The organism is Malikia granosa (assembly GCF_002980595.1).
Classification (GTDB): domain Bacteria; phylum Pseudomonadota; class Gammaproteobacteria; order Burkholderiales; family Burkholderiaceae_C; genus Malikia; species Malikia granosa.
In genome coordinates, this window is the sequence record NZ_PVLQ01000039.1 from 35,209 (window position 1) to 58,360 (window position 23,152).

At 68.5% G+C, this 23,152-nt stretch carries 23 protein-coding genes; 18 read left to right on the forward strand and 5 right to left on the reverse strand.

Annotation, left to right across the window (positions count from 1 at the left end; genetic code table 11):
- Window positions 1–24: 24 nt before the first annotated feature.
- Window positions 25–1,212 (reverse strand): hypothetical protein, encoded by a 1,188-nt coding sequence (locus C6P64_RS11495; RefSeq protein ID WP_105748706.1) that lies wholly within the window; start codon window positions 1,210–1,212, stop codon window positions 25–27.
- Between the two features lie 51 nt (window positions 1,213–1,263).
- Window positions 1,264–1,809: an anti-sigma factor gene (locus tag C6P64_RS11500; RefSeq protein ID WP_105748707.1), complete on the reverse strand. Its 546-nt coding sequence runs from the start codon at window positions 1,807–1,809 to the stop codon at window positions 1,264–1,266.
- 247 nt (window positions 1,810–2,056) lie between these two features.
- Here C6P64_RS11500 and ahpC point away from each other — a divergent pair, with 247 nt between their 5' ends.
- From ahpC to C6P64_RS11545, 9 genes are all read left to right on the forward strand, one after another.
- The gene (gene ahpC / locus C6P64_RS11505; RefSeq protein WP_105748708.1) at window positions 2,057–2,620 is read left to right on the forward strand and encodes an alkyl hydroperoxide reductase subunit C; all 564 of its coding nucleotides are present in this window, start codon (window positions 2,057–2,059) and stop codon (window positions 2,618–2,620) included.
- A gap of 81 nt (window positions 2,621–2,701) precedes the next feature.
- Window positions 2,702–4,321 carry an alkyl hydroperoxide reductase subunit F gene (gene ahpF, locus C6P64_RS11510; RefSeq protein ID WP_105748709.1) on the forward strand — a complete coding sequence of 540 codons (1,620 nt, stop codon included), beginning with the start codon at window positions 2,702–2,704 and terminating at the stop codon, window positions 4,319–4,321.
- 287 nt (window positions 4,322–4,608) lie between these two features.
- A complete protein-coding gene (locus tag C6P64_RS11515; protein ID WP_211296836.1) occupies window positions 4,609–5,295 on the forward strand; it encodes a GntR family transcriptional regulator in 687 nt (228 codons plus the stop codon).
- Window positions 5,296–5,319: 24 nt separating this feature from the next.
- Window positions 5,320–6,408, forward strand: coding sequence for a branched-chain amino acid ABC transporter substrate-binding protein (locus C6P64_RS11520; protein WP_105748711.1), 1,089 nt, complete (start codon window positions 5,320–5,322; stop codon window positions 6,406–6,408).
- 142 nt (window positions 6,409–6,550) lie between these two features.
- Window positions 6,551–7,468: an ABC transporter permease subunit gene (locus tag C6P64_RS11525; protein WP_105748712.1), complete on the forward strand. Its 918-nt coding sequence runs from the start codon at window positions 6,551–6,553 to the stop codon at window positions 7,466–7,468.
- Window positions 7,468–8,790: a high-affinity branched-chain amino acid ABC transporter permease LivM gene (gene livM, locus C6P64_RS11530; RefSeq protein WP_105748713.1), complete on the forward strand. Its 1,323-nt coding sequence runs from the start codon at window positions 7,468–7,470 to the stop codon at window positions 8,788–8,790. Before C6P64_RS11525 ends, livM begins: the two co-directional genes overlap by 1 nt.
- The gene (locus C6P64_RS11535; protein WP_105748714.1) at window positions 8,787–9,599 is read left to right on the forward strand and encodes an ABC transporter ATP-binding protein; all 813 of its coding nucleotides are present in this window, start codon (window positions 8,787–8,789) and stop codon (window positions 9,597–9,599) included. The genes livM and C6P64_RS11535 overlap by 4 nt, the downstream gene beginning before the upstream one ends.
- Window positions 9,600–9,601: 2 nt before the next feature.
- Entirely contained in the window at window positions 9,602–10,312 is a 711-nt protein-coding gene (locus C6P64_RS11540; RefSeq protein ID WP_105748715.1) for an ABC transporter ATP-binding protein, read from the forward strand.
- A complete protein-coding gene (locus C6P64_RS11545; protein WP_105748716.1) occupies window positions 10,309–11,238 on the forward strand; it encodes a DMT family transporter in 930 nt (309 codons plus the stop codon). Before C6P64_RS11540 ends, C6P64_RS11545 begins: the two co-directional genes overlap by 4 nt.
- Window positions 11,239–11,265: 27 nt before the next feature.
- On the opposite strand, the gene C6P64_RS11550 is transcribed toward C6P64_RS11545, so the two are convergent.
- Window positions 11,266–12,261 carry a response regulator transcription factor gene (locus C6P64_RS11550; protein ID WP_105748717.1) on the reverse strand — a complete coding sequence of 332 codons (996 nt, stop codon included), beginning with the start codon at window positions 12,259–12,261 and terminating at the stop codon, window positions 11,266–11,268.
- Window positions 12,243–15,965: a hybrid sensor histidine kinase/response regulator gene (locus C6P64_RS11555; protein WP_105748718.1), complete on the reverse strand. Its 3,723-nt coding sequence runs from the start codon at window positions 15,963–15,965 to the stop codon at window positions 12,243–12,245. Before C6P64_RS11555 ends, C6P64_RS11550 begins: the two co-directional genes overlap by 19 nt.
- Between C6P64_RS11555 and C6P64_RS11560 the strand changes: the two genes are divergently transcribed.
- The 7 genes from C6P64_RS11560 to ureG are packed head-to-tail and all read left to right on the forward strand — an operon-like array spanning window position 15,964 to window position 20,566.
- A complete protein-coding gene (locus C6P64_RS11560) occupies window positions 15,964–16,266 on the forward strand; it encodes an urease subunit gamma (RefSeq protein WP_105748719.1) in 303 nt (100 codons plus the stop codon). The two genes, C6P64_RS11555 and C6P64_RS11560, sit on opposite strands and share 2 nt — an antisense overlap.
- 29 nt (window positions 16,267–16,295) lie before the next feature.
- Window positions 16,296–16,472: a hypothetical protein gene (locus C6P64_RS18200; protein WP_170073089.1), complete on the forward strand. Its 177-nt coding sequence runs from the start codon at window positions 16,296–16,298 to the stop codon at window positions 16,470–16,472.
- An 8-nt stretch (window positions 16,473–16,480) separates the two neighbouring features.
- On the forward strand, window positions 16,481–16,795 hold the full coding sequence (locus tag C6P64_RS11565) for an urease subunit beta (protein WP_105748720.1): 315 nt from the start codon (window positions 16,481–16,483) through the stop codon (window positions 16,793–16,795).
- Between the two features lie 55 nt (window positions 16,796–16,850).
- A complete protein-coding gene (ureC, locus tag C6P64_RS11570; protein WP_105748721.1) occupies window positions 16,851–18,629 on the forward strand; it encodes an urease subunit alpha in 1,779 nt (592 codons plus the stop codon).
- Between the two features lie 2 nt (window positions 18,630–18,631).
- Window positions 18,632–19,156 carry an urease accessory protein UreE gene (gene ureE, locus C6P64_RS11575; RefSeq protein WP_105748722.1) on the forward strand — a complete coding sequence of 175 codons (525 nt, stop codon included), beginning with the start codon at window positions 18,632–18,634 and terminating at the stop codon, window positions 19,154–19,156.
- A gap of 1 nt (window position 19,157) precedes the next feature.
- Window positions 19,158–19,907 carry an urease accessory protein UreF gene (locus tag C6P64_RS11580; protein WP_105748723.1) on the forward strand — a complete coding sequence of 250 codons (750 nt, stop codon included), beginning with the start codon at window positions 19,158–19,160 and terminating at the stop codon, window positions 19,905–19,907.
- Window positions 19,904–20,566, forward strand: a complete 663-nt coding sequence (gene ureG / locus C6P64_RS11585) for an urease accessory protein UreG (RefSeq protein ID WP_105748724.1) — start codon at window positions 19,904–19,906, stop codon at window positions 20,564–20,566. The genes C6P64_RS11580 and ureG overlap by 4 nt, the downstream gene beginning before the upstream one ends.
- A 93-nt stretch (window positions 20,567–20,659) precedes the next feature.
- Here the strand turns inward: ureG and C6P64_RS11590 are convergent, their stop codons facing one another.
- Window positions 20,660–21,067, reverse strand: coding sequence for a hypothetical protein (locus C6P64_RS11590; protein ID WP_105748725.1), 408 nt, complete (start codon window positions 21,065–21,067; stop codon window positions 20,660–20,662).
- Between the two features lie 118 nt (window positions 21,068–21,185).
- On the opposite strand from C6P64_RS11590, the gene C6P64_RS11595 reads away from it, so the two are divergent.
- Complete coding sequence (locus C6P64_RS11595) at window positions 21,186–22,142, forward strand: LysR family transcriptional regulator (protein ID WP_105748726.1); 957 nt, start codon at window positions 21,186–21,188, stop codon at window positions 22,140–22,142.
- The gene (locus C6P64_RS11600) at window positions 22,139–22,975 is read left to right on the forward strand and encodes a metallophosphoesterase (protein ID WP_105748727.1); all 837 of its coding nucleotides are present in this window, start codon (window positions 22,139–22,141) and stop codon (window positions 22,973–22,975) included. The genes C6P64_RS11595 and C6P64_RS11600 overlap by 4 nt, the downstream gene beginning before the upstream one ends.
- Window positions 22,976–23,152: the final 177 nt, after the last annotated feature.

Sequence of the window (23,152 nt, forward strand, 5' to 3'; positions counted from 1 at the left end):
CCTTGTCGACCAGAGGGCCGCGCGTCAGATCCATCCTGCCTTCTCAAGCCGCTTCATCCAGGCGGGTCGGTGACCGTGTCGTGCCAGCAGGTGACTCAGGCCCTGGCGGAAACCGGCCTCTTGACCAGCCTGTTTCAGGGCTTCTGCCAGGGTGGCCAGCAGCTTGAACGCCTGTTCGTAGGCTGCACCTGAGCCACGCTGTACCGTGGCGTCGATTTCCAGCCAGACCTGAGGCGCTTCCTGTACCAGCCGATTCAGTATCGCTGCGTATTCGGCCCGCTCTCGTGCCACTTTCGCTTCGCGTGCCAGTCGTTCGTCTTCCAGCCGCTGTGCGCGCGCGCTGGCGACCCCAGTTCTGATTTGCGCGATGCTGCGGCGCTCGGGCTGTGATGGGGCAACGAGCCGGGGTCGTCGCCAGGCGAGGTAGGCGCCGCGCACGCTTCTTTCGGCTTCCAGGCTGCGCCCTGCGAGCAGCAGGCGCAAGGTGGCCCGCATGTCCGTTTCGGTCTGTTCCAGCAACCAGGGCTCGAGGTTGGCATCCTCCTGTACTGCTTCCTGTGCCGGCAGCGCCGGGCTGCCATTTGACGCCGAGCCGAGCCAGTCCGGATCGATCAGCAGGAATTCAGCCAGTGCCTGCTGTGCCGGGCTCAGGGTCGAGAGTCCGGCGGGCAGCGGTGGTTCGAGTTCGTGGTCATCGAATTCGCCCGTGCTCACGCGCGCCAGCCAGCCCAGATACAGCGGTCTCGTATCGCCGCGCAGCAGTTCATCGCGCAAGGGCAGCAGCCTGCTCATCCAGCCAGGACCATCTTCCTCGGTCCAGAAGCGCTCGCAGTCGCCGGAGTCGTCGTTGAAGTCCCAGTCGAGAATCCAGTGTTCGGCGCTTTCCAGAGCTGAAAAGATCTGACCGAAACCCGTGCGCGTTCCCGACGCCGAAGGCGTAATGAATGGAGCCAGCAAACCGGCTTCCACTGTGTCCCTTGGCAGCCGCAACATCAGCCTGCAGCTGCCCCAGTTGGCCGAATAGACATGCGCGTCGAAATAGCGCTGCATCCAGTCCAGCGGGTCTCCCTTGAGGTTACCCCAGTGGTATTCGTTGATGAAGCTGCCAGAGCTGATCGTGGCCCGGCTGGATTTGCTGCGCAGTTCCACCTGCTGCTGTGGGGTCAGCGGGCGGTCGACCACGACAAACTCGTAGTATTGGTATTCGCTCATGGCAATCTTCTGAGTGCTTTTAGTCCATTGGCCGCATCCGTGACCCCGTACTCAAAGCGCCTTGTCGACCAGGTGGCCGCGGAACAGCCAGGGCAGGCTAGGGCCCTGGCCTTCGGGCACGCCGTCCTTGCCCTCGACGCTGATCGCGAGTTCGGTCGCGCTGCCCAGTGCCGCCAGCGCGGCGGCGTCGAGCGGCAGCTGCGGCGTCTGCAGGCGACGGCCCACCAGGCCGAGCGAGAGCGGGGCCTGGTCGCCGTTCAGCGCCCAGAGCTGCAGGGCTTCCTCCCGGCCTTCGCTGACCTGGTTCAGGCGCTGCAGCTGGATCAGCCGGGACACCGGGTCTATCGTCACCAGCATCGCCGGCTGCTGCCCGGTGTCGAGCAGCACCGCGAGCTGGCGGATCTGCGATTGCCCGGCCAGCTGGCCCTGCAGATGCCGGATCTGGGTCTTGAACTGCTCGAACAGGCTCACGCCGGTCGCGCTGCCGACGAACAGCAGCAGCGCCAGCAGGATGGCGAGCGCGCGCCACCAGGAACTGACGCGACGGTCGCGGACGGTCGATGCGGGGTCGTTGGGCGGGGACAGGTGGTCGGTCATGGGGTGACTGTAGCGCCAAACCTTGTCGGATCCGGTGCCTGCCCGGCACAGGACCCAGGGACATTCCTGAGATAGCCCAAGGATGACCCAGGCATTGCCCAGGGACGACGCAGCCCAGCAGGCAAGGTTTTGCCTATCGCTTAGATAGTGACTATCGAATTTATTTTTCGATAGTCATTGGCTAATATTGAGCCTGTTCGAACGACAACCAGCGTTCTCCATTCCCCCGACTCATACAGGAAACCCCATGTCCCGCATCAACAGCGCCGTCCAGCCCTTCAAGACCGAAGCCTTCCACAACGGCCAGTTCATCGAGATCACCGAGCAGGCCTTCCAGGGCCGCTGGTCGGTCGTCATCTTCATGCCGGCGGCCTTCACCTTCAACTGCCCGACCGAGATCGAGGACGCGGCCGACCACTACGCCGAATTCCAGCAACTGGGCGCCGAGGTCTACATCGTCACCACCGACACCCATTTCGCGCACAAGGTCTGGCACGAGACCTCGCCCGCCGTCGGCAAGGCCCGCTTCCCGCTGGTCGGCGACCCGACCCACACCCTGACCCACATGTTCGGCGTCCATATTCCGGAGCAGGGTCTGGCGCTGCGCGGCACCTTCGTGATCAACCCGCAAGGCGTGATCAAGACCATGGAAGTGCACGACAACGCCGTGGCCCGCGATGTCCAGGAGACGCTGCGCAAGCTCAAGGCGGCCCAGTTCGTCGCCGCCAACCCGGGCCAGGTCTGCCCGGCCAAGTGGCAGCAGGGTGCCGCGACCATCGCCCCCTCGCTCGACCTGGTCGGCAAGATCTGACCGTCGCCAGCAATTGCTGAACCGGCCGGGATGTCCCGGCCGAACCGAAAACCCTCCCGATTTCAAGAACGGAACCCCATCATGTTGTACGACAGCCTCAAGACCCAATTGCAAGCCTATCTGCAGCGCGTGAACCGCCCCTTCGAGCTGGTGGCCTCGCTCGACGACTCGGCCAGCTCGCGCGAGCTCGAGCAGCTGCTGCTCACGATCGGCGGCCTGTCCGACCGGATCAGCGTGCGCCTGGACGGCAACGACGCGCGCAAGCCCTCGTTCAGCCTGCGCCGCACTGGCGCCGGCGATCAGCCGCAGAGCCTGAGTTTTGCCGCGATCCCGCTCGGCCACGAGTTCAGCTCGCTGGTGCTGGCGCTGCTGTGGACCGGTGGCCACCCGCCCAAGGTCGAACCCGGGCTGGTCGAGCAGATCCAGGCCCTGGACGGCGACTACCGCTTCGAGGTCTACATGTCGCTGAGCTGCCACAACTGTCCCGACGTGGTGCAGGCGCTGAGCCTGCTGTCCGTGCTCAACCCGCGCGTGCAGACCGTGGTGATCGACGGCGGACTGTTCCAGCACGAGGTCAAGGCGCGCGACATCATGGCCGTGCCCAGCATCTACCTGAACGGCGAGCTGTTTGGTGCCGGCCGCATGAGCCTGGAGCAGATCGTCGCCAAGCTCGACAGCGGTGCGGCGGCGCGCGACGCGGCCAAGCTCGACGCCAGGGAAGCCTTCGACGTGCTGCTGGTCGGCGGTGGCCCGGCCGGTGCGGCGGCGGCGGTCTATGCGGCGCGCAAGGGCATACGCACCGGCATGGCGGTCGAGCGCCTGGGCGGCCAGACCAATGACACGCTGGCGATCGAGAACTACATCTCGGTGCTCGAGACCGACGGCCCGAAGTTCGCCGCCGCCCTCGAGGCCCAGGTGCGCCACTACGGCGTCGACGTGATGAGCCAGCAGCGCGCGGTCGAGCTGATCCCGGCCACCGAGCCGGGCGGCCTGATCGGGGTCAGGCTGGAAAACGGCGCCACGCTCAAGTCGCGCAGCGTCATCCTCTCGACCGGCGCGCGCTGGAGGAATGTCAACGTGCCCGGCGAGCAGGAATACAAGAACAAGGGGGTGGCCTACTGCCCGCATTGCGACGGCCCGCTGTTCAAGGGCAAGCGGGTGGCGGTGATCGGCGGCGGCAACTCAGGGGTGGAAGCCGCGATCGACCTGGCCGGCATCGTCCAGCATGTGAGCCTGGTCGAATACAACGAGCAGCTCAAGGCCGACGCCGTGCTGGTCGCCAAGCTCAAAAGCCTGCCCAACGTCACCATCCACACCAATGCCCAGACCACCGAGATCACCGGCGCCGACGGCAAGGTCAACGGCATCAAGTTCAAGGATCGCGTCTCGGGCGACGAGCACCTGCTGCCGCTGGAAGGCGTGTTCGTGCAGATCGGCCTGGTGCCGAATACCGAATGGCTCAAGGGTACGGTCGAGCTGTCGCGCTGCGGCGAGATCGTGGTCGACGCCAAGGGCCAGACCAATGTGCCGGGCGTGTTCGCGGCCGGCGACTGCACCACCGTGCCGTACAAGCAGATCGTGATCGCGGCGGGCGAGGGCGCCAAGGCGGCCCTGAGCGCCTTCGACCACCTGATCCGCACCCCGGCTCCGGTGGCCGATGCCGCCGTCGCGGCCCAGGTCCGGCAGCCGGCGCTGGCCTGAGCCGAGCCACGCAACGCCACCTGGCAGCGGCGGCTGCCGGGTGGCCGGGTCGCAGAGCGGATTTCATCGGATGGCCTGCGGGGTACTGGCACCTGGCAGGCGCAGCCGCTCGACTGGCTTGTCACAAGAAAGTCGGAATCTTCTGCTAGCTAGGGTAAACCCTCTGAAGGTATATCGTATACGTTAAGAAAATATACAAAACAGTCCTTCCGCATCTTCCCATTCAGCAACAAGGCCGCCCAGTGGATCTCGACCGCTCCTCCGCCCTTTCCAGCGAGGCCTCACCCTTGCTGCGGCTCAGCTTGCCCAAGGCGGCGCGTCTGTCGACCTCGGACTTCGTGGCCGGCACGCTGCGCGAGGCGATCGTCTCGGGCCAGCTCGGCAGTGGCACCCTGCTCAAGCAGGACGAGCTGGCCGAGCGCTTCCATGTCAGCAAGATCCCGGTGCGCGAGGCCTTGAAGCGGCTCGAGGCCGAGGGGCTGGTCAGCTTCATCCGCAACAAGGGCGCGCTGGTGGCCTCGATGTCGCCCGACGAGATCTGGGAATATGTCGAGATCCGCGCCATGCTCGAGGCGCGTGCCGCCGAGCTGTCGGCGCCGCGCATCAGCGACGCCAACCTGGAACGGGCCCGCGCCGCGCTCGAGGCCTTCGGTTCCGAGCGCAATCCGGCCCGCTGGGGCGATCTCAACTGGCAGCTGCATTCCGCCCTCTATGGCGATGCCCAGCGCCCGGTGCTGCTGGCCGAAATCCGTTCCCTGTACGACAAGGTGGAACGCTTCGTGCGTGCCCTCCTGGCCGTGACCCCCGAATTGCCGAAAACCCAGCGCGAGCACCACGCCATCATCGATGCGTTTGCCGCCCGGGATGCGGAGAGGGCGGCAACTCTGACCCGGGCCCATGTGCTCGATGGCGGAGCCTCCCTGGTGAAGTACCTCTCCGAGCACCGCGCCGAACCGCGCACGAGTCCCGTCTGATCCCTACATTCCAAGGAAATAGCCATGAAGAAAGCGTTGATTGCTAGCGCGGTGTTTGCCGCCCTGTCGGGTGCTGCCGTCGCCGATACGGTGGTCGCCATTGCCGGGCCGATGTCGGGCCAGTACGCCTCGGCCGGTGACCAGATCAGGAAGGGCGCCGAGATGGCGATCGCCGACATCAACGCGCGCGGCGGCGTGCTGGGCCAGAAGCTGGTGCTCGAGGTCGGCGACGACGCCTGTGACCCCAAGCAGGCGGTGGCGGTCGCCAACCAGATGGTGAACAAGAAGATCGCCTTCATGCACGGCCACTGGTGCTCGTCGTCCACCATCCCGGCCTCCGAGGTCTATCTCGAGTCCAACATCCCGATGGCCACGGTCTCGACCAACCCCAAGGTCACCGACCGCGGCCTGAAGAACGTGTTCGCGATCGCCGGCCGTGACGACCAGCAGGGTCAGGTCGCTGGTGCCTACCTGGCCGAGCATTTCAAGGGCAAGAAGATCGCCGTCGTCGACGACAAGAGCGCCTACGGCAAGGGCCTGGCCGACGAGATCGCCAAGGCGATGGAAGGCAAGGGCGCCAAGCCCGCGCTGCGCGAGTCGATCACCGCCGGCGAGAAGGACTATTCGGGCCTGGTCGCCAAGCTCAAGCAGGCGGGCGTCGAGGTGCTGGCCTTCGGTGGCTACCACACCGAAGTCGCGCTGATCCTGCGCCAGGCCGAGCAGGCCAAGCTCAAGCTGACCGTGCTGGGGGGCGACACCATGTCCAACACCGAGCTGGTGACCGCCGCCGGCAAGGCCGCCAACAACGTGCTGTTCACCTTCGGCCCGGATGCGCGCAAGAACCCGGCCGCCGCTCCGATCGTCAAGAAGTTCCGCGACGCCAAGGTCGAGCCCGAAGGCTATGTGCTGTACGCCTACGCCGCCTTCCAGCTGTTCGAGCAGGCCGCCAAGAATGCCAACAGCGTCAAGTACAACGAGCTCGAGAAGAGCCTGCGCAACGGCAGCTTCGACACCGTGCTGGGCAAGATGTCCTTCGATGCCAAGGGCAACAGCAAGGCGCCCGCCTTCGTCGTCTACCAGTGGAAAGACGGCAAGTACGACTACGTCAAATGATCCCGGCTCCGTGCCGCCGGCACCGGATCTGACCGTTTTTCTCTCACTGGCTCCCCGCGCATCGACTTGATGCCGGAGGGGCTGCCGGGCCCGGAACTTTCCGGGCCCGGGTTCATCGCCTCACTGCAGGAGGAGCCGGAACATGCTTGCCCATGCCTTCCAACAACTCATCAACGGACTGGCCCTGGGCTCGGTCTACGGCCTGATCGCCATCGGCTACACCATGGTGTACGGCATCATCGGCATGATCAACTTCGCCCATGGCGACATCTACATGGTGTCGGCCTTCATCGCGGTGACCAGCTTCACCCTGCTGGCCGCGCTGGGCATCACGTCGGTGCCGCTGGCGCTGCTGATCGTGCTGGTGGTCGCGATCGTGCTGACCTCGGCCTATGGCTGGAGCGTCGAGCGCATCGCCTACCGCCCGCTGCGCGGCGCGCCCCGGCTGGCGCCGCTGATCTCGGCCATCGGCATGTCGATCTTCCTGCAGAACCTGGTGCAGGTCACCCAGGGCGCGCGCGTCAAGCCGATCCCGCCGCTGCTGACCGGCGGCATCGACCTGTTCACCCATGACGGCGTCACGGTGTCGTTCTCGTACAGCCAGATGCTGATCATCGTCGTGACGCTGGCGCTGATGCTGGGCTTCACCTACCTGATCACGCGCACCTCGTTCGGCCGCCAGCAACGCGCCTGCGAGCAGGACCGCACCATGACGGCGCTGCTCGGCATCAACGTCGACCGCACGATCTCGCTGACCTTCATGATCGGCGCCGCGCTGGCGGCCGTCGCCGGCGTGCTGGTCACGGTCTATTACGGCGTGGTCGATTTCTACATCGGCTTCGTCGCCGGCATCAAGGCCTTCACCGCCGCGGTGCTCGGCGGGGTCGGTTCGCTGCCGGGCGCGATGCTGGGCGGCCTGATCATCGGCCTGCTGGAAGCCTTCTGGGCCGCCTACCTGTCGCCCGAATACAAGGATGTTGCGACCTTCGCGATCCTGATCCTGGTCTTGATGTTCCGTCCCAGCGGCCTGCTGGGTCGGCCTGAAGTGGAGAAAGTCTAATGACTGCCGTGATCCAGACTGCTCATGCGCCGACCTGGTCCGAGCGCCTGAAAGATGCCGGTGGCGTGGCCTTCGTGGCCCTGGTGCTCGGCATACCGATGATCGGACTGACCACGGTCGATGCCGGCGGCATGCTCGAGGTCAGGACGCGCTGGGCCGCACTGGGCCTGTTCATCCTGCTGTCCTTCCTGGGCCGGCTGCTGTTCGCCGCGCTCGGTGACCGCTTGCGGGCACGCCAGCGCGCCAGGGCCAGGCTTGGCACCGGCAAGCCGGCTGCCGGCGGCCAGCCGGTGCTGCTCAAGGCGCTGGGCTGGGGCCTGCTCGGCCTGTCGCTGGCGCTGCCGCTGTTCTGGGGCGACAACCGCTATGTGATCGACACCGCCACCACGGTGCTGATCTACATCATGCTGGGCTGGGGCCTGAACGTGGTGGTTGGCCTGGCCGGTCTGCTCGACCTGGGCTATGTCGCCTTCTACGCGGTCGGTGCCTACAGCTATGCGCTGCTGTCGACCCAGTTCGGCTGGGGCTTCTGGGAGGCGCTGCCGGTCGCCGGTGGCGCGGCCGCCGCCTTCGGTCTGCTGCTGGGCTGGCCGACGCTGCGCCTGCGCGGCGACTACCTGGCGATCGTGACCCTGGGCTTCGGCGAGATCATCCGCATCATCCTGGTCAACTGGACCGAGCTGTCGGGCGGCCCGAACGGCATCTCGTCGATCCCGCGCCCGACCTTCTTCGGCCTGCCGTTCAAGGCGCCCAGCGATGACGGGCCGGCCACCTTCGCGGGCTTCTTCGGGCTGGACTATGTCCCCGAGCACCGCGTGATCTTCCTCTATTGCCTGATCCTGGCGCTGGCGCTGCTGACCAACCTGTTCGTCAGCCGGATGCGCAAGTTGCCGATCGGCCGTGCCTGGGAAGCCATGCGCGAGGACGAGATCGCCTGCAAGGCGCTCGGCATGAACGTGACCAACGTCAAGCTGTCGGCCTTCGCGCTCGGCGCCATGCTGGGCGGCTTCGCCGGCGTGTTCTTCGCCGCGCGCCAGGGCTTCATCTCGCCCGAGTCCTTCGTGTTCTCGGAGTCGGCGATCATCCTGGCCATCGTGGTGCTGGGCGGCATGGGCAGCCAGCTCGGCGTCGTGCTGGCCTCGCTGGTGCTGGTGCTGATTCCCGAGATCGGCCGCGATTTCGCCGAATACCGCATGCTGATCTTCGGTGCCGCGATGATCCTGATCATGGTCTGGAAGCCAGGCGGCCTGCTGTCGCACCGCGAGCCGACGCTCAAGGCACCTTCGTCCTTCATCCGCCAGTCGAAACGGGAGGCCGCATGAGCCCGATCCTGCAAGTCGATCACCTGACCATGCGCTTTGGTGGCCTGACCGCCATCGGCGACCTGTCCTTTGCCGCGCCGGCGCGCCAGGTGACCTCGATCATCGGCCCCAACGGCGCCGGCAAGACCACGCTGTTCAATTGCATCACCGGCTTCTACAAGCCGACCGAAGGCAGCGTGCGGCTGCAGCATCCGGTCGCGGGCGAGATCCGGCTCGAGTCGCTGGCCAGCCACCGCGTCGCGCGCGATGCCCAGGTGGTGCGGACCTTCCAGAACATCCGCCTGTTCCCGAAGATGACGGTGCTGGAGAACCTGATCGTGGCCCAGCACAACATGCTGCAGGGGGCGTCGGTGTTCTCGCTCGCCGGCCTGCTGGGCCTGCCAGCCTACCGCCGCGCCGAGACCGCCGCGCTGGAAAAAGCCATGAACTGGCTCGAGCGCCTCGGCCTGCTGGCGCTGGCCGATACCCCGGCGGGTGACCTGCCCTACGGCACCCAGCGTCGCATCGAGATCGCGCGCGCGCTGTGCGTCAACCCGGTGCTGCTGTGCCTCGACGAACCCGCCGCCGGCCTGAACCCGCGCGAATCGGCCGAGCTCAACCAGCTGCTGCTGCAGCTCTCGCGCGAGGAGGGCGTGTCGGTGCTGCTGATCGAGCACGACATGAGCGTGGTGATGAAGGTGTCGGACCATATCGTGGTGCTCAACTACGGTTGCAAGATCGCCGAGGGCCAGCCGCTCGAGATCCAGAACAACCCGCAGGTGATCAAGGCCTATCTGGGCGAAGACGACTCCGAGGAGGTCGCGGCATGAGCTTGTTGAAACTGTCGGGGGTGCATACCCATTACGGCCATATCCATGCCTTGAAGGGCCTGGACCTCGAGGTGGCGACCGGCGAGGTCGTGACCCTGATCGGGGCCAACGGCGCCGGCAAGTCGACGCTGATGATGACGCTGTTCGGTGCGCCGCGTGCCAGCGCCGGCCGGATCGTGTTCGAGGGCGAGGACATCACGCGGCTGAGTCCGCACGAGGTCAGCCGGCGTGGCATCGCGCTGGTGCCCGAGGGGCGCCGGATCTTCCCGCGCATGACGGTGCTCGAGAACATCCAGATCGGCGCCACCTTCGCCGATCCGGCCAACTTCGAGGCCGACATCCAGCGCATGTTCGCGATGTTCCCGATCCTGCAGCAGCGCCTGCAGCAGCGTGCCGGTACCCTGTCGGGCGGCGAGCAGCAGATGCTGGCGATCGCGCGCGCGCTGATGGGCCGGCCCAAGCTGCTGATGCTCGACGAGCCCTCGCTCGGCCTGGCACCGATCTACATCCGGCGCGTGTTCGAGATCATCCGCGAGCTCAACCGCGATTACGGCATGACCATCCTGCTGGTCGAGCAGAACGCGCACCATGCGCTGCGCGTGGCCCATCGCGGCTATGTGCTGCAGCACGGCGAGGTGGTGCTGTCGGGCAGCGGCGCCGAGCTGCTGGCCAGCTCCGAGGTGCGCGCCGCCTATCTGGAGGCCGGGCATTGAGTTCGGCCGACCGTCCGGTGCCGCGCGGTCTGCCCTTCGTCGTGCTGGGCGTCGGGCTGCTGGCGATTTCCTTCGGCGCCATCCTGGCCCGCTACGCCCAGGCGGCGCAGATCCCGTCGCTGGCCGTGGCCGCCTGGCGGCTCGGACTGGCCGCGCTGCTGGTCACGCCGCTGGTGCTGCTGCCCTGGCTCGGCCGCGCCGGCGCCTTGCGGCGCCAGGGCGCGGGCCCGCTGCTCACCAGGCGCCAGCTCGGGCTGGCGCTGGCGGCCGGCCTGTGCCTGGCCGCGCATTTCGGCACCTGGATCAGCTCGCTCGAATACACCTCGGTGGCCTCGTCGGCCTCGCTGGTGACGACCAATCCGCTCTGGATCGGCATTGCCTCGTTCCTGCTGTTCCGCGAGGTGCCGAACCGCTTCCTGCTGGCCGGCATTGCCTTGTCGCTGCTGGGCTCGCTGCTGATTTTCGTCTCGGACAGCCAGCAGGCGGGCAGCGGCGCCAATCCGATGCTCGGCAACGGCCTGGCCATCGTCGGCTCCTGGTGCTTCTCGGCCTACCTGATGATCGGCCGCCGCCTGCGCGCCAGCCTGAGCTTGACGCTCTACATCTGGCTGGCCTACGGCATTGCCGCGCTGTTCCTGTTCGGCGCCACGGCCGCGCTGGACCAGCCGGTACTGGATTTCAGCTCGCTGGGCTGGCTGGCGCTGATCGGCATGGCGCTCGGGCCGCAACTGGTCGGCCATACCAGCTACAACTGGGCGCTCAAGCATGTCTCGCCGGCCTTCGTCGCCGTGGTGACGCTGGGCGAGCCGGTCGGCTGCGCACTGATGGCCTACCTGTTCTTCGGCGAAACCCTGGCGCCGCTGCAGGCGGTCGGCTTCGGGCTGCTGCTGGTGGGCATCTACCTCGCGGCACGCAGCGAGCGCTGAGCCGGGCGGCCTGAGTCCGGTTGGCGTTCAGCCTGGCCGCTGCAGCGCCCGCACCCGGTTCACCGCCATCGCGGCGGCGGCGGTCCGGGTCTCGACCCCGAGCTTGGCATGGATGCGCTCGAGGTGCTTCTTGACCGTCGCCGGGCTGGCGCCCAGGATGTCGGCGATGTCGCGGTTGATCTTGCCCTGCGCGACCCAGTACAGCACCTCGGCCTCGCGCGCGGTCAGTCCGAAGGCGCTGGCCAGTGCCTCGACCGCCTGGCCGTCCGAGCTTTCCTCCATCACGATCAGCCATTCGCCATCCGGGCTGTCGTCCGAGCATTCTTCCTCGTCGAGGCGGCGGTGCAGCCGGAAGGTCAGCCGGCTGCCGTCCTGGTCCAGGTGCAGGCGCGGCGGTTCGATCTGCTTCCTGGCCTCGGGCAGGTGGCGGCGCAGCCATTGCAGCACCGGCTCGGGCGTGACCGGCGACTCGGTGCCGCAATGGCGCCGCAGCAACTCGCGCGCCAGCGGGGTCTGCCACATCAGCCGGCCGTCGCGCGCGCGCACCGTGAGGGTCGCGTAGCCGAAGGCGTCGAGCGCGTTGCGCGCCTGCTGGCGTTCCAGCGCGCCCTGCCGGGCCTGGCGCGCCGCGCGCAGATGCACCCCCATGCGCGCCATGACTTCCAGCGGCTTGACCGGCTTGGTCACGTAGTCGACCCCGCCAGCGGCCAATGCCTTGACCAGGTGCTCGGTCTCGGTCAGTCCGGTCATGAACAGGATCGGGATATGGGCCAGCTCCGGGTCGGCCTTGAGCCGCTGCGCGACCTCGAAGCCGTCGAGTCCGGGCATCAGCGCATCGAGCAGGATCACGTCGGGCCGGGCCTGGGCAGCGCGCGCGAGCGCGGACTGGCCGTCGAGCGCGACCAGCACCGTGTAGCCGGCGGCATCGAGCGCGTCGTGCAGTGGCGCGATGTTGTCTGGCATGTCGTCGACCAGCAGTACGACGGCGTCGTCCGGCTCGGGGTTCAGGGCGTTGGGGTGCATGGCGGTTCTCCGGCCGGCTGCGCTTGCAGCGCGGCGATCAGGGTCTCGAAGCGGAATTCGCGCGCCAGTACCTGCAGCTGCGCCAGCCAGTCCGCGCAGTCGGGATGGCTGGCCTGCAGCGCGCTGGCGCGCTGGACGAAGCCGCGGTAGTAGCCCAGCCGCGCCAGCTCGAGCAGGCTGTCGGTGGCCTCGGCGGGCAGGCCGGCGCCGGCCGGGGTTGCCAGCAGGGCCGGACTGGCGGCAGCCGGCCCCGGGGGCGCGGCCGGATCGGCGTCCTTGCCTGCCTCGGCCTTGCGCTGCCATTGCAGGGCCAGCCGGCGCTGCAGCCAGTCGAGCAGGTCCAGTCGCCGCACCGGCTTGACCAGGAAATCCTCCGGCGGCAGGCCGATGTCGTTGTCCAGCCCGCGGTCGAAGGCATTGGCCGAGACGATCGCCAGTGCCGGCGCCGGCTGCAGGTCGAGCGCGCGGATGCGGCGCAGCGCCTCCCAGCCGTCCATGCCCGGCATCGCCAGGTCCATGAAGATGGCATCCGGCCGCAGGCCCGCCTGCAGCTGGGCCAGCGCGTCCTCGCCCTGGGTCGCCAGGCTGACCGCGAAGCCCAGCGGCTCGAGCCAGCGCGCCAGCAGCTGGCGGTCGGCCTCCTCGTTGTCGACCACCAGCAGCTGCCGGCGCGCTCCGGCGTAGCCGGTGGCGTCGGCGGCCAGCGTCCGCGCCGGGCCGCTGACCCGCAGGGCGCCGGCCGGCCGGGCGTGTAGCTCGGGCAGGAACAGGCGCAGCCTGAAGGTGGTGCCGCGGCCGACCTCGCTCTGCGCGCTGAGCTCGCCGCCCATCAGCTCGGCCAGCATGCGGGCAATGGTCAGGCCCAGGCCCGAGCCGGGCGCGCTGGCGCCCGCTGCGCTGGCCGCGCGCGCGAAGGGCTCGAACACCCGCGCCAGCTCGTCCGGCGCGATGCCGGGGCCGGTATCGACGATCTCGAAGGTCGCCATCTGGCGCGCGTAGCGCAGCGTCAGCCGGACCTCGCCCCGGCTCGTGAACTTGACCGCGTTGCCCAGCAGGTTGATCAGGATCTGGCGCAGCCGCTGCTCGTCGCTGCGCACCGCGGCCGGCCAGTGCTCGGGGCCGTCGAAGCCGAAGCGCAGGCCCTTGGCCGCGGCCTGCAGCTCGAACATCTGCGCCACCTCCTGCAGCAGCGCGCGCAGGTCGACCGGGCCCTGCTGCAGCGCGAGCTTGCCGGATTCGATGCGCGCGATGTCTAGCGTGCCCTCGATCAGCGACAGCAGGTGCTCGCCGCCGCGCAGGATGACGCGGATCGCGTGCGCGCGCTGCTGGCCCAGTTCGCCGTCCTGCTGCAGCAGCTGCGCATAGCCCAGGATGCTGTTGAGCGGCGTGCGCAACTCGTGGCTGATGTTGCTGATGTAGCGCGTCTTGGCCTGGTTGGCCTGGTCGGCCTGGGCCCGCGCCGCCTCGGCGACCTGGCGCGCCTGCTGCAGCTGCAAGTCGGTGTGGTGGTGCAACTCGATCTCGCGCAGCAGCAGGCTGGTCTGGCGGTTCGACTCTTCCTGGGCGACGGCGCGGCTCCTGTGCGTCAGCACCAGCCACCAGGCCACGATCGCGAACGCCAGCAGCAGCGCGGCGTAGACCTTGCCATAGCTGGCGCGCAGCGACTGCTGCAGCGCGTCGAGCGAATCGGGCGTCGCCGGCAGCTCGGCCAGGCCGCTCCATTCCTGCCGGTAGAGCAGGCCCAGCAGGCCGGCCAGCAGCAGCGCGATCACCAGCATCAGCAGCAGGTAATGCGCCAGTCCGCCATCCAGGTGCGGCCAGCAGCGGCGCGGCGTCAGCCAGCGCAGCGCCCCGGTCCATTGCACGGCCAGGCTGGCGTGCGGCTTGCAGCGGTCGCCGCAGCGCGCGTCCAGCGTGCAGCACAGCGAGCAGATCCGGCCCTGGTAGGCCGGGCAGTAGGCACTGTCGGGTGCCTCGTACTCGCGCTCGCAGACCACGCAGTGCACCAGCCTGGGCACCGCCTGACCCGCTGGCCCGCTACCAGCCCCAGCCCCGCCGCAGCCCGATCCGGTACAGCCGCTGCCGCAGCCCGTCGCGTCCGCACCTGCCTCTGGCTGGCCGGCGTCGGTCTCGGGTGCGCGCGCCAGGTAGTAGCGGCCCCGCGTGGCCCAGGCGATCAGCGGCGAGGCGATCAGCGCGGTCGCCATGGCGACCAGGGCCGAGAAGGCCTGGGCGGTCGGGCCGAACAGGCCCAGGTGGGCGCTGATCGACAGGACGGAGGCCAGCAGCATCGCGCCGACCCCGACCGGGTTGATGTCGTACAGGTAGGCGCGCCGGAACTCGATGCCGGGTGGCGACCAGCCCAGCGGCTTGTTGATCACGAGGTCGGCCACCACCGTCATGATCCAGGCGATGGCCAGGTTGGCATACAGTCCGAGCACGTCGCCCAGCGCCTGGAACAGGTCCATCTCCATCAGCATCAGCGCGATCGCGGCATTGAACAGCACCCAGACCACCCGGCCCGGATGGCTGTGCGTCAGGCGCGAGAAGAAGTTGCTCCAGGCCAGCGAGCCGGCATAGGCGTTGGTGAGGTTGATCTTGAGCTGCGACAGCACGACGAACAGCGCGGTGGCCCAGACCGCCCAGCGATAGGGCAGCAGCGTCTCCCAGGCCGTCAGGTACATCTGGTTCGGATCGACCGCGCGCTCGGCCGACACCATGTTCGACAGTGCCAGCCAGGCCAGCACCGCCCCGCCCAGCATCTTGAGCACGCCCGGCAGCACCCAGCCCGGTCCGCCGGTCAGCACCGCCAGCCACCAGCGCAGGCGATGGCCCGGTTGCGGTTCCGGCATGAAGCGCAGGTAGTCGGCCTGCTCGCCCATCTGCGTGATCAGCGCCACGCCCACGGTCAGTCCGGCACCAAACAGGTGCCAGTCGAAGCTGCGTCCCTGGCCTGATTCCCCGGCATAGTGCGCCAGGCCCTCCCATGCACCAGGTTCGAGCATCCAGACCGCGCCATAGGGCAGCAGCATCAGCAGCAGCCAGAGCGCCTGGGTCCAGACCTGGAAGCGGCTGATCGCGGCAATGCCATGCAGCACGAAGGGGATCACCGCCAGCGCGCAGACCAGATAGCCCCAGGCCGGCGGGATGCCGAACGCGAGCTCGAGCGCGTAGGCCATCACGGCCGCCTCGAGCGCGAAGAAGATGAAGGTGAACGACGCGTAGAGCAGCGAGGTCAGCGTCGAGCCGATGTAGCCGAAGCCGGCGCCGCGTGTCAGCAGGTCCATGTCGACGCCGTGGCGCGCCGCGTAGACGCTGATCGGCAGTCCGGCCAGGAAGATCAGCAACCCGGCGCTCAGGATGGCCCAGAGCGCGTTGACGAAGCCGTACTGGATCAGCAGCGTGGCGCCGACCGCCTCCAGCACCAGGAAGGAGGCGACGCTGAAGGCGGTGTTGGCGACCCGCCATTCCGAGCCGATGCGCGAGCGCTGTGGCGTGTAGCGCAGCGCGTAGTCCTCCAGTGTCTCGCTGGCGACCCAGCGGTTGTAGTCGCGCCTGAGCTTGACGATGCGTTGCGGGGCGGTGGCCTGGCTCGGCGCAGGCGTGGTCGGGGGGCGGTTCACCCCGGCCGTCGTGCAGCTTTCGTGCCACCGCGCGGCCAGCAGGCGGCGCGGCGGGCACGGCTCTTGCAGATGGGTAGCCATGGACCTGACCCCGCGCGAAAAAGACAAGCTGCTGATCTTCACCGCTGCCCTGCTGGCCGAGCGCCGGCGCGCGCGCGGCCTGAAGCTGAACTACCCCGAGGCGGTCGCGCTGATCAGCGCCGCCGTGATGGAGGGCGCCCGCGACGGCAGGAGCGTGGCCGAACTCATGAGCGCCGGCCGCGAGATCCTGACCCGTGCCGACGTGATGGACGGCATCCCCGAGCTGATCCCCGACATCCAGATCGAAGCCACGTTTCCCGACGGCACCAAGCTGGTGACCGTGCATCAACCCATCGCCTGATTCAACTCATTCACCGCGAGCCAGTCACCATGACCTCACTGCTGACCCCCCTGATGGCCGCCGTCGCCATCGCCGCTCCGACCGCCGTGCTGGCCCATGACGGCCATGGCCTGTTCGGCGCGCACTGGCATGCGACCGACGCGCTCGGCTTCGTCGCCTTGCTCGTGGTCGCGCTGGCTGCCTCGCTCTGGTCGCGGCGCAAGTGAGTCGCGCCATGATCCCGGGCGAATACCTGCTCGAAGACGGCGAGCTGCTGCTCAATCCCGGCCGCCGCACGCTGACGCTGGTGGTCCGCAATACCGCCGACCGCCCGATCCAGGTCGGCTCGCACTACCACTTCGCCGAGACCAACGGCGCGCTCGACTTCGACCGCGCGGCCGCGCACGGCATGCGGCTCAACATCGCGTCAGGCACCGCGGTGCGCTTCGAGCCCGGCCAGCAGCGCACGGTCGAGCTGGTCGACTATGCGGGTGATCGCCTCGCGACCGGCTTCCGCGGCCTGGTCAACGGCGCACTCGATCCCGCCTGATCACGCCGCAGCGCCCACCGGTACCCGCCTGCACCCAGAGAGAACAAGGACATCCATGGCAAGCATTTCCCGCCGCGCCTACGCCGACATGTTCGGCCCCACCGTGGGCGACCGCGTGCGCCTGGCCGACACCGACCTGCTGATCGAGGTCGAGCGCGACTACACTCTGGCCGCTGGCGGCGGCCTGCGTGACGCCCAGGGCCGTCCGCTCGGCTATGGCGAGGAAGTCAAGTTCGGCGGCGGCAAGACGATACGCGACGGCATGGGCCAGGGCCAGCGCAGCCGGGCCCAGGGCGCGGTCGACCTGGTCATCACCAATGCGCTGATCGTCGACCACTGGGGCATAGTCAAGGCCGACATCGGCGTGCTCGACGGCCGCATCTGCGCCATCGGCAAGGCCGGCAACCCCGACATCCAGCCTGGCGTCGACATCATCATCGGCCCCGGCACCGAGGTGCTGGCCGGCGAGGGCCTGATCGTCACCGCCGGCGGCCACGACAGCCATATCCACTTCATCTGCCCGCAGCAGATCGAGGAAGCGCTCCATTCCGGCATCACCACCATGACCGGCGGCGGCACCGGCCCGGCGACCGGCACCAACGCCACCACCTGCACCAGCGGGCCCTGGTACATGGAGCGCATGCTGCAGGCGGCCGAAGCCTTCCCGATGAACATCGGCTTCCTCGGCAAGGGCAACGCCAGCCAGCCGCAGGGCCTGCTCGAGCAGATCGAGGCCGGCGCGATCGGCCTGAAACTGCACGAGGACTGGGGCACGACGCCGGCGGCGATCGACAACTGCCTCAACGTGGCGGAAGAAACCGACACCCAGGTCGCGATCCACACCGACACGCTCAACGAGTCCGGCTTCGTCGAGGACACGCTGGCCGCCTTCAAGGGCCGCACCATCCACACCTTCCACTGCGAGGGCGCCGGCGGCGGTCATGCGCCCGACATCCTGAAGGTGGTGGGCGAGGCCAATGTGCTGCCGTCATCGACCAACCCGACCCGGCCCTACACCGTCAACACGCTCGACGAGCATGTCGACATGCTGATGGTCTGCCACCACCTCGACCCGGCCATCCCCGAGGACCTGGCTTTCGCCGAGAGCCGGATCCGGCGCGAGACCATCGCGGCCGAGGACATCCTGCACGACCTCGGCGCGATCAGCATCATGAGCAGCGACAGCCAGGCCATGGGCCGGGTCGGCGAGGTCATCACCCGCACCTGGCAGACCGCGCACAAGATGAAGCAGCAGCGCGGCTGGCTGTCGCCGTCAGAGGGCCGCGGCGAGCCGGTCGAGCGCGACAGCCGCAACGACAACTTCCGCGTCAAGCGCTACATCGCCAAGTACACCATCAACCCGGCGCTCGCGCATGGCATTGCGCACGAGATCGGCTCGGTCGAGGTCGGCAAATGGGCCGACCTGGTGCTGTGGAAGCCGGCCTTCTTCGGCGTCAAGCCGGCACTGATATTGAAGGGCGGCATGATCGCCGCCGCGCAGATGGGCGACCCGAACGCGTCGATCCCGACGCCGCAGCCGGTGCATTACCGGCCGATGTTCGGCGCCTATGGCGGCGCGCTGACGCGCAGCTCGCTGACCTTCGTCTCCCAGGCCGGGCTCGATGCCGGCATCGGCGCGCGCTTCGGGCTGCAGAAACGCCTGGTCGCGGTGCGCGGCTGCCGCAGCGCCAACAAGGCCGCGATGAAGCTCAACGACTACGCGCCGCGCATGGAAATCGACGCCCAGACCTATGCCGTGCGCGCCGACGGCCAGCTGCTGACCTGCGAGCCGGCCCACAGCCTGCCGATGGCACAACGCTACTTCCTGTTCTGATCATGCTGCACGCCTCCAGACGCATTCCCCAGGGCGCCGGCCTGGCACCCGTGCTGCTCAAGCGCGCCCCGACGCTGACGCTGGACTGGGACCTGCGCCAGAAAAGCCGCTTCGACTGCGAGGACAGCGAGGGCCGGCGCGTCGGCGTCTTCCTGCCGCGCGGCACGCTGCTGCGCGGCGGCGACATGCTGGTCACGCTCGACGGCAGCTTGCTGCGCGTGCTCGCCGCGCCCCAGCCGCTGCTGCGCATCACCCATTGCCCCGAGCATGGCAGCCCGTTCGACCTGCTGCGCGCCGCCTACCACCTGGGCAACCGCCATGTGCCGATCGAGCTCCAGCCCGACCACCTCAAGATCGAACCCGACCATGTGCTGGCCGACATGCTGCGCCAGATGCACCTGATCGTGACCGAGGCCTGCGAGGCTTTCGAGCCCGAGGCCGGCGCCTACGGCGAGCACGCCACCATGGGGCATTCGCATGAGCATCACGGGGCGCATGGCCATTCCCATGACAGCCATGGGCACTGAAATGAAACTACCGCTGGACAGACCCGCAGTGCCCCTGGCCGGTGAGGAGGCTGCCGCTCCCGCCCTGGCCGATGCCCTGCTGCCGCTGATGTGGCTGGCCTCGCCGGCGCTGCCGGTCGGCGGCTTTTCCTATTCCGAAGGCCTGGAGGCCGCGGTCGAGACTGGCCGGGTGCGCGACGAGGCCAGCGCCGCCGACTGGCTGGCCGACCAGCTCCAGCTCGGCCTGGCGCGCGCCGAACTCGGCCTGGTCGCGCAGGCGGTCGAGGCCTGGCGCCAGCAGGACTGGCCGACGCTGCTGCGGCTCGACCAATGGGTGCGCAGCACGCGCGAGACTGCCGAGCTGCGCCTGCAAAGCGAGCAGATGGGGCGCTCGCTGCTCGAATGGCTCAAGTCGCTGCAACGGCCCGACTTCTCGCTCGAGCCGCTGCCGCCGGCGCTGCAGGCCCCGACCTACCCGCTGGCCTACGCGCTGGCGCTGGCGGTCCAGTTGCCGGCCAGCCAGCCGCCCGCCCATGGCCTCTATGCCTACGCCTTCGGCTGGGCCGAGAACATGGTGCAGGCCGCGATCAAGGCCGTGCCGCTCGGCCAGGGCGCCGGCCAGCGCATCCTGCAGCGGCTCTGCGCCGAAATCCCCGCCGCCATCAGCCGCGCGCTGCGCCAGCGCGAGGACGAGCGCCAGGCCTTCAGCCCCATGCTCGCCATCCTGTCGGCGCGCCACGAAACCCAGTATTCCCGCCTGTTCCGCTCATGAACGCTCCCCAACTGCACCAGATTCCCGGCCGTACCAAGATCCTGCCCCCGCTGCGCGTCGGCATCGGCGGCCCGGTCGGCTCCGGCAAGACCACCCTGCTCGAGATGCTCTGCAAGGCGATGCGCGCGCGCTACGACCTGATCGCCATCACCAACGACATCTACACCAAGGAAGACCAGCGCCTGCTCACGCTCAGCGGCGCGCTGCCGGCCGAGCGCATCATGGGCGTCGAGACCGGCGGCTGCCCGCACACCGCGATCCGCGAGGACGCCTCGATCAACCTCGAGGCGATCGACCGCATGCTCGAGCAGTTCCCCGATGCCGACATCGTCTTCATCGAGTCGGGCGGCGACAACCTGGCCGCTACCTTCAGCCCCGAGCTGTCCGACCTGACGATCTACGTGATCGATGTCGCCGCCGGCGAGAAGATCCCGCGCAAGGGCGGTCCCGGCATCACCAAGAGCGACCTGTTCGTGATCAACAAGACCGACCTCGCACCCCATGTCGGCGCCGACCTCGAGGTCATGAAGCGCGACACCGCGCGCATGCGGCCCGACCAAGAGCGCCGGCCCTGGTTCATGACCAACCTCAAGACCCTCGACGGCCTGGCCGACGTGGTGGGCTTCATCGAGCGCCGCGGCCTGTTGACCCAGCCCTGAGCTGGTCGCCCGCGCCGCAAGGACGAAAAAAAGCCGCTCATCCGAGCGGCTTTGCAATTCACGCCTGGCCGGGCCACGCGGCCCGGTCGCGGATCAGATGTAGAACAGCTGGCTGTCGAAGGCGGTCGATGCCTTGGCCAGGCGCTGCGCGATCGAGGCCGGGACTTGGCTCGGCGCGGCACGCTTCTCGATCGCCAGCAGGCGAGCGGCGGCACGCGCCTGGGCGCGGCGGGCGGCCCACTGGTCGAGACGGGCGACCGCGCGGGCGCTCATGCGGCGCACGGTGCCGGTCAGCAGCAGGCTGCCGGCAAAGACCACGGCCCACAGGGCGACCCAGGCCAGGAACAGGTGGTCGTCGAGCCAGGTCTCGATCAGCTGGTCGGCCACCACGGCCAGTGCGGCCACGGATGCGGCCAGCAGCAGGGCGGCCAGGCCGCGGGCGTTCTCGGGCTTGCTCGAGGGCTGGTAGCTGCGCTGGGACAGGGTGGCGGTGATGTTCATGATTCTTTTCCTCTTCGATACGGTGTGTGTTGCGCTGCAACAATCAATGGCGTGATCTTAGGGTAAACCCGCATAGCTTGCCAATTTATTTTTGTAATGCAATATATTCACGCTACATATGAATGAGCTGAACTTCCGCACCCTGGACCTCAACCTGTTGCGTGTCTTCGACGAGGTGATGTCGGAGCGCAACCTGACCCGCGCCGCGCACAATCTCGCGACCACCCAGCCCGCCGTCAGCAATGCGCTGCGCCGCCTGCGCGAGCTGCTCGGCGACGACCTGGTACGGCGCGCGGGCTACGGCGTCGAGCCCACGCCGCTGGCGCTCACGCTCTGGCCCACGGTGCGCGACGCGCTGCGCCAGCTGCGCGACTCGCTCGCGCCGGGCGCCTTCGATCCGGCGCAGGCACAGAACCATTTCGTGCTCGCGATGGCCGACTCGACCGCCACCAAGCTCGCGCCCGGCCTGGTCGAGATCCTGGCGCAGGAGGCGCCCGGGGTCACGCTGCGCGTGCTGCCGCTGACCACGCGCGACCCGCGCCCGCTGCTCGAGCAGGGCGAGGTCGATCTCGCGGTCGGCTATTTTCCCGGCGTGCTGACCGAGCTGACGGCCAGCCACCTGCAGGAGAGCGCGACTCGCTTCCTGCACCAGCGCCTGTACGAGGGCCGCTACGTGGTCGTGATGCGGCGCGGCCATCCGCTGGCCGGCCGGCCGCTGACCCTGGCCGACTTCTGCGCCGCGCGCCACCTGCTGGTGAGCTTTTCCGGCCGGCCGTTCGGCTTCGTCGACGAGGCGCTGGCGGCGCAGGGCCTGGGCCGGCGCGTCGTGCTGACGGTCAACCAGTTCTTCACCGCCGGCCGCGTGGTCTCGACCTCCGACCTGCTGACGGTGCTGCCGCTGCATTTCCTCGGCGCCACCGGCATGGAGGCCGAGCTGACCCACTGCGAGCTGCCGCTCGACCTGCCCCATGTCCATGTCGACGCGATCTGGCGCCGCCAGCAGCAGAGCCAGAGCTCGCACCGCTGGCTGCGCGAGGCGGTGTTCCGTGCCGTCGGCCAGGGAATGACCCCATGAGGCTGCAGCTCCTGAGCGACCTCCACCTCGAGGCCAATCCCGGCTGCCAGGTCCTGCCGGCCCCGGGCACCGACCTGCTGGTGCTGGCCGGCGACATCGGTTCCTACCAGGCCCGCTCTGCCGGTGCCATGGCCGAGCCGGACTGGGGTCTGCGGCGCTTCTCGCCGCTGCCGCAGTATGCGGGCTGGCCGGTGCCGGTGCTGTTCGTGCCGGGCAACCACGAGTACGACGCGCTCGACTTCGACCAGGCCCATGCCGAACTGCGCGCGACCTGCGACCGGCTCGGCATCATCTGGCTCGAGCGCGAGCAGTGGCTGCACCAGGGGGTGCGCTTCGTCGGCACCACGCTCTGGTCCGACTACGACGCGCTTGCGCTGCGCGCCGAGCCGGCGCGCGCGCTGCAGCAGCGCGGCAAGGCGTTCCGGGCCGCCAATTTCTACCTCGAGAAGATGGCCACCCGGCGCGCCGGCGCGCTGTTCGACGCCGCCGCCATGCGCGAGCAGGCGCTGCTGTGCCAGCACTGGCTCGACCAGGCCCTGGCCTGGCCGCATGACGGGCCGACCGTGGTGGTCACGCATTTCGCCCCCAGCCTGCGCAGCGCCGACCCGCGCTATGGCCTGACCCCGGGCACGGCGGGTTTCTGCAACGCGCTCGACGGCTGGCTCGAGCGGGCCGACCTCTGGCTGCATGGCCACCTGCACTGCGCGCACGACTACCGCGTCGGCCGCTGCCGCGTGGTCGCCAATCCGCTGGGCTATGCGGGCAAGAACGAACAGCAGGGATTCCAGCCCGGACTCTGCCTCGAGCTGCCGGGCCGGACGGGTCACGGGTAATAAAAAAGCCGATGCATGGATCATGCATCGGCTTCAAGCAATCGCATCTCTCTGGACGCTGGATCTGATGTTGTTGGACTTGTATTGTCTCCTCGGTCCTCTCGCTTGCGACCGGCAGTTGGACTGTCCAGGTCGGCGAGTGAGCTCATTGTAGGGAAAGGCATCTGGCCGGGGCAT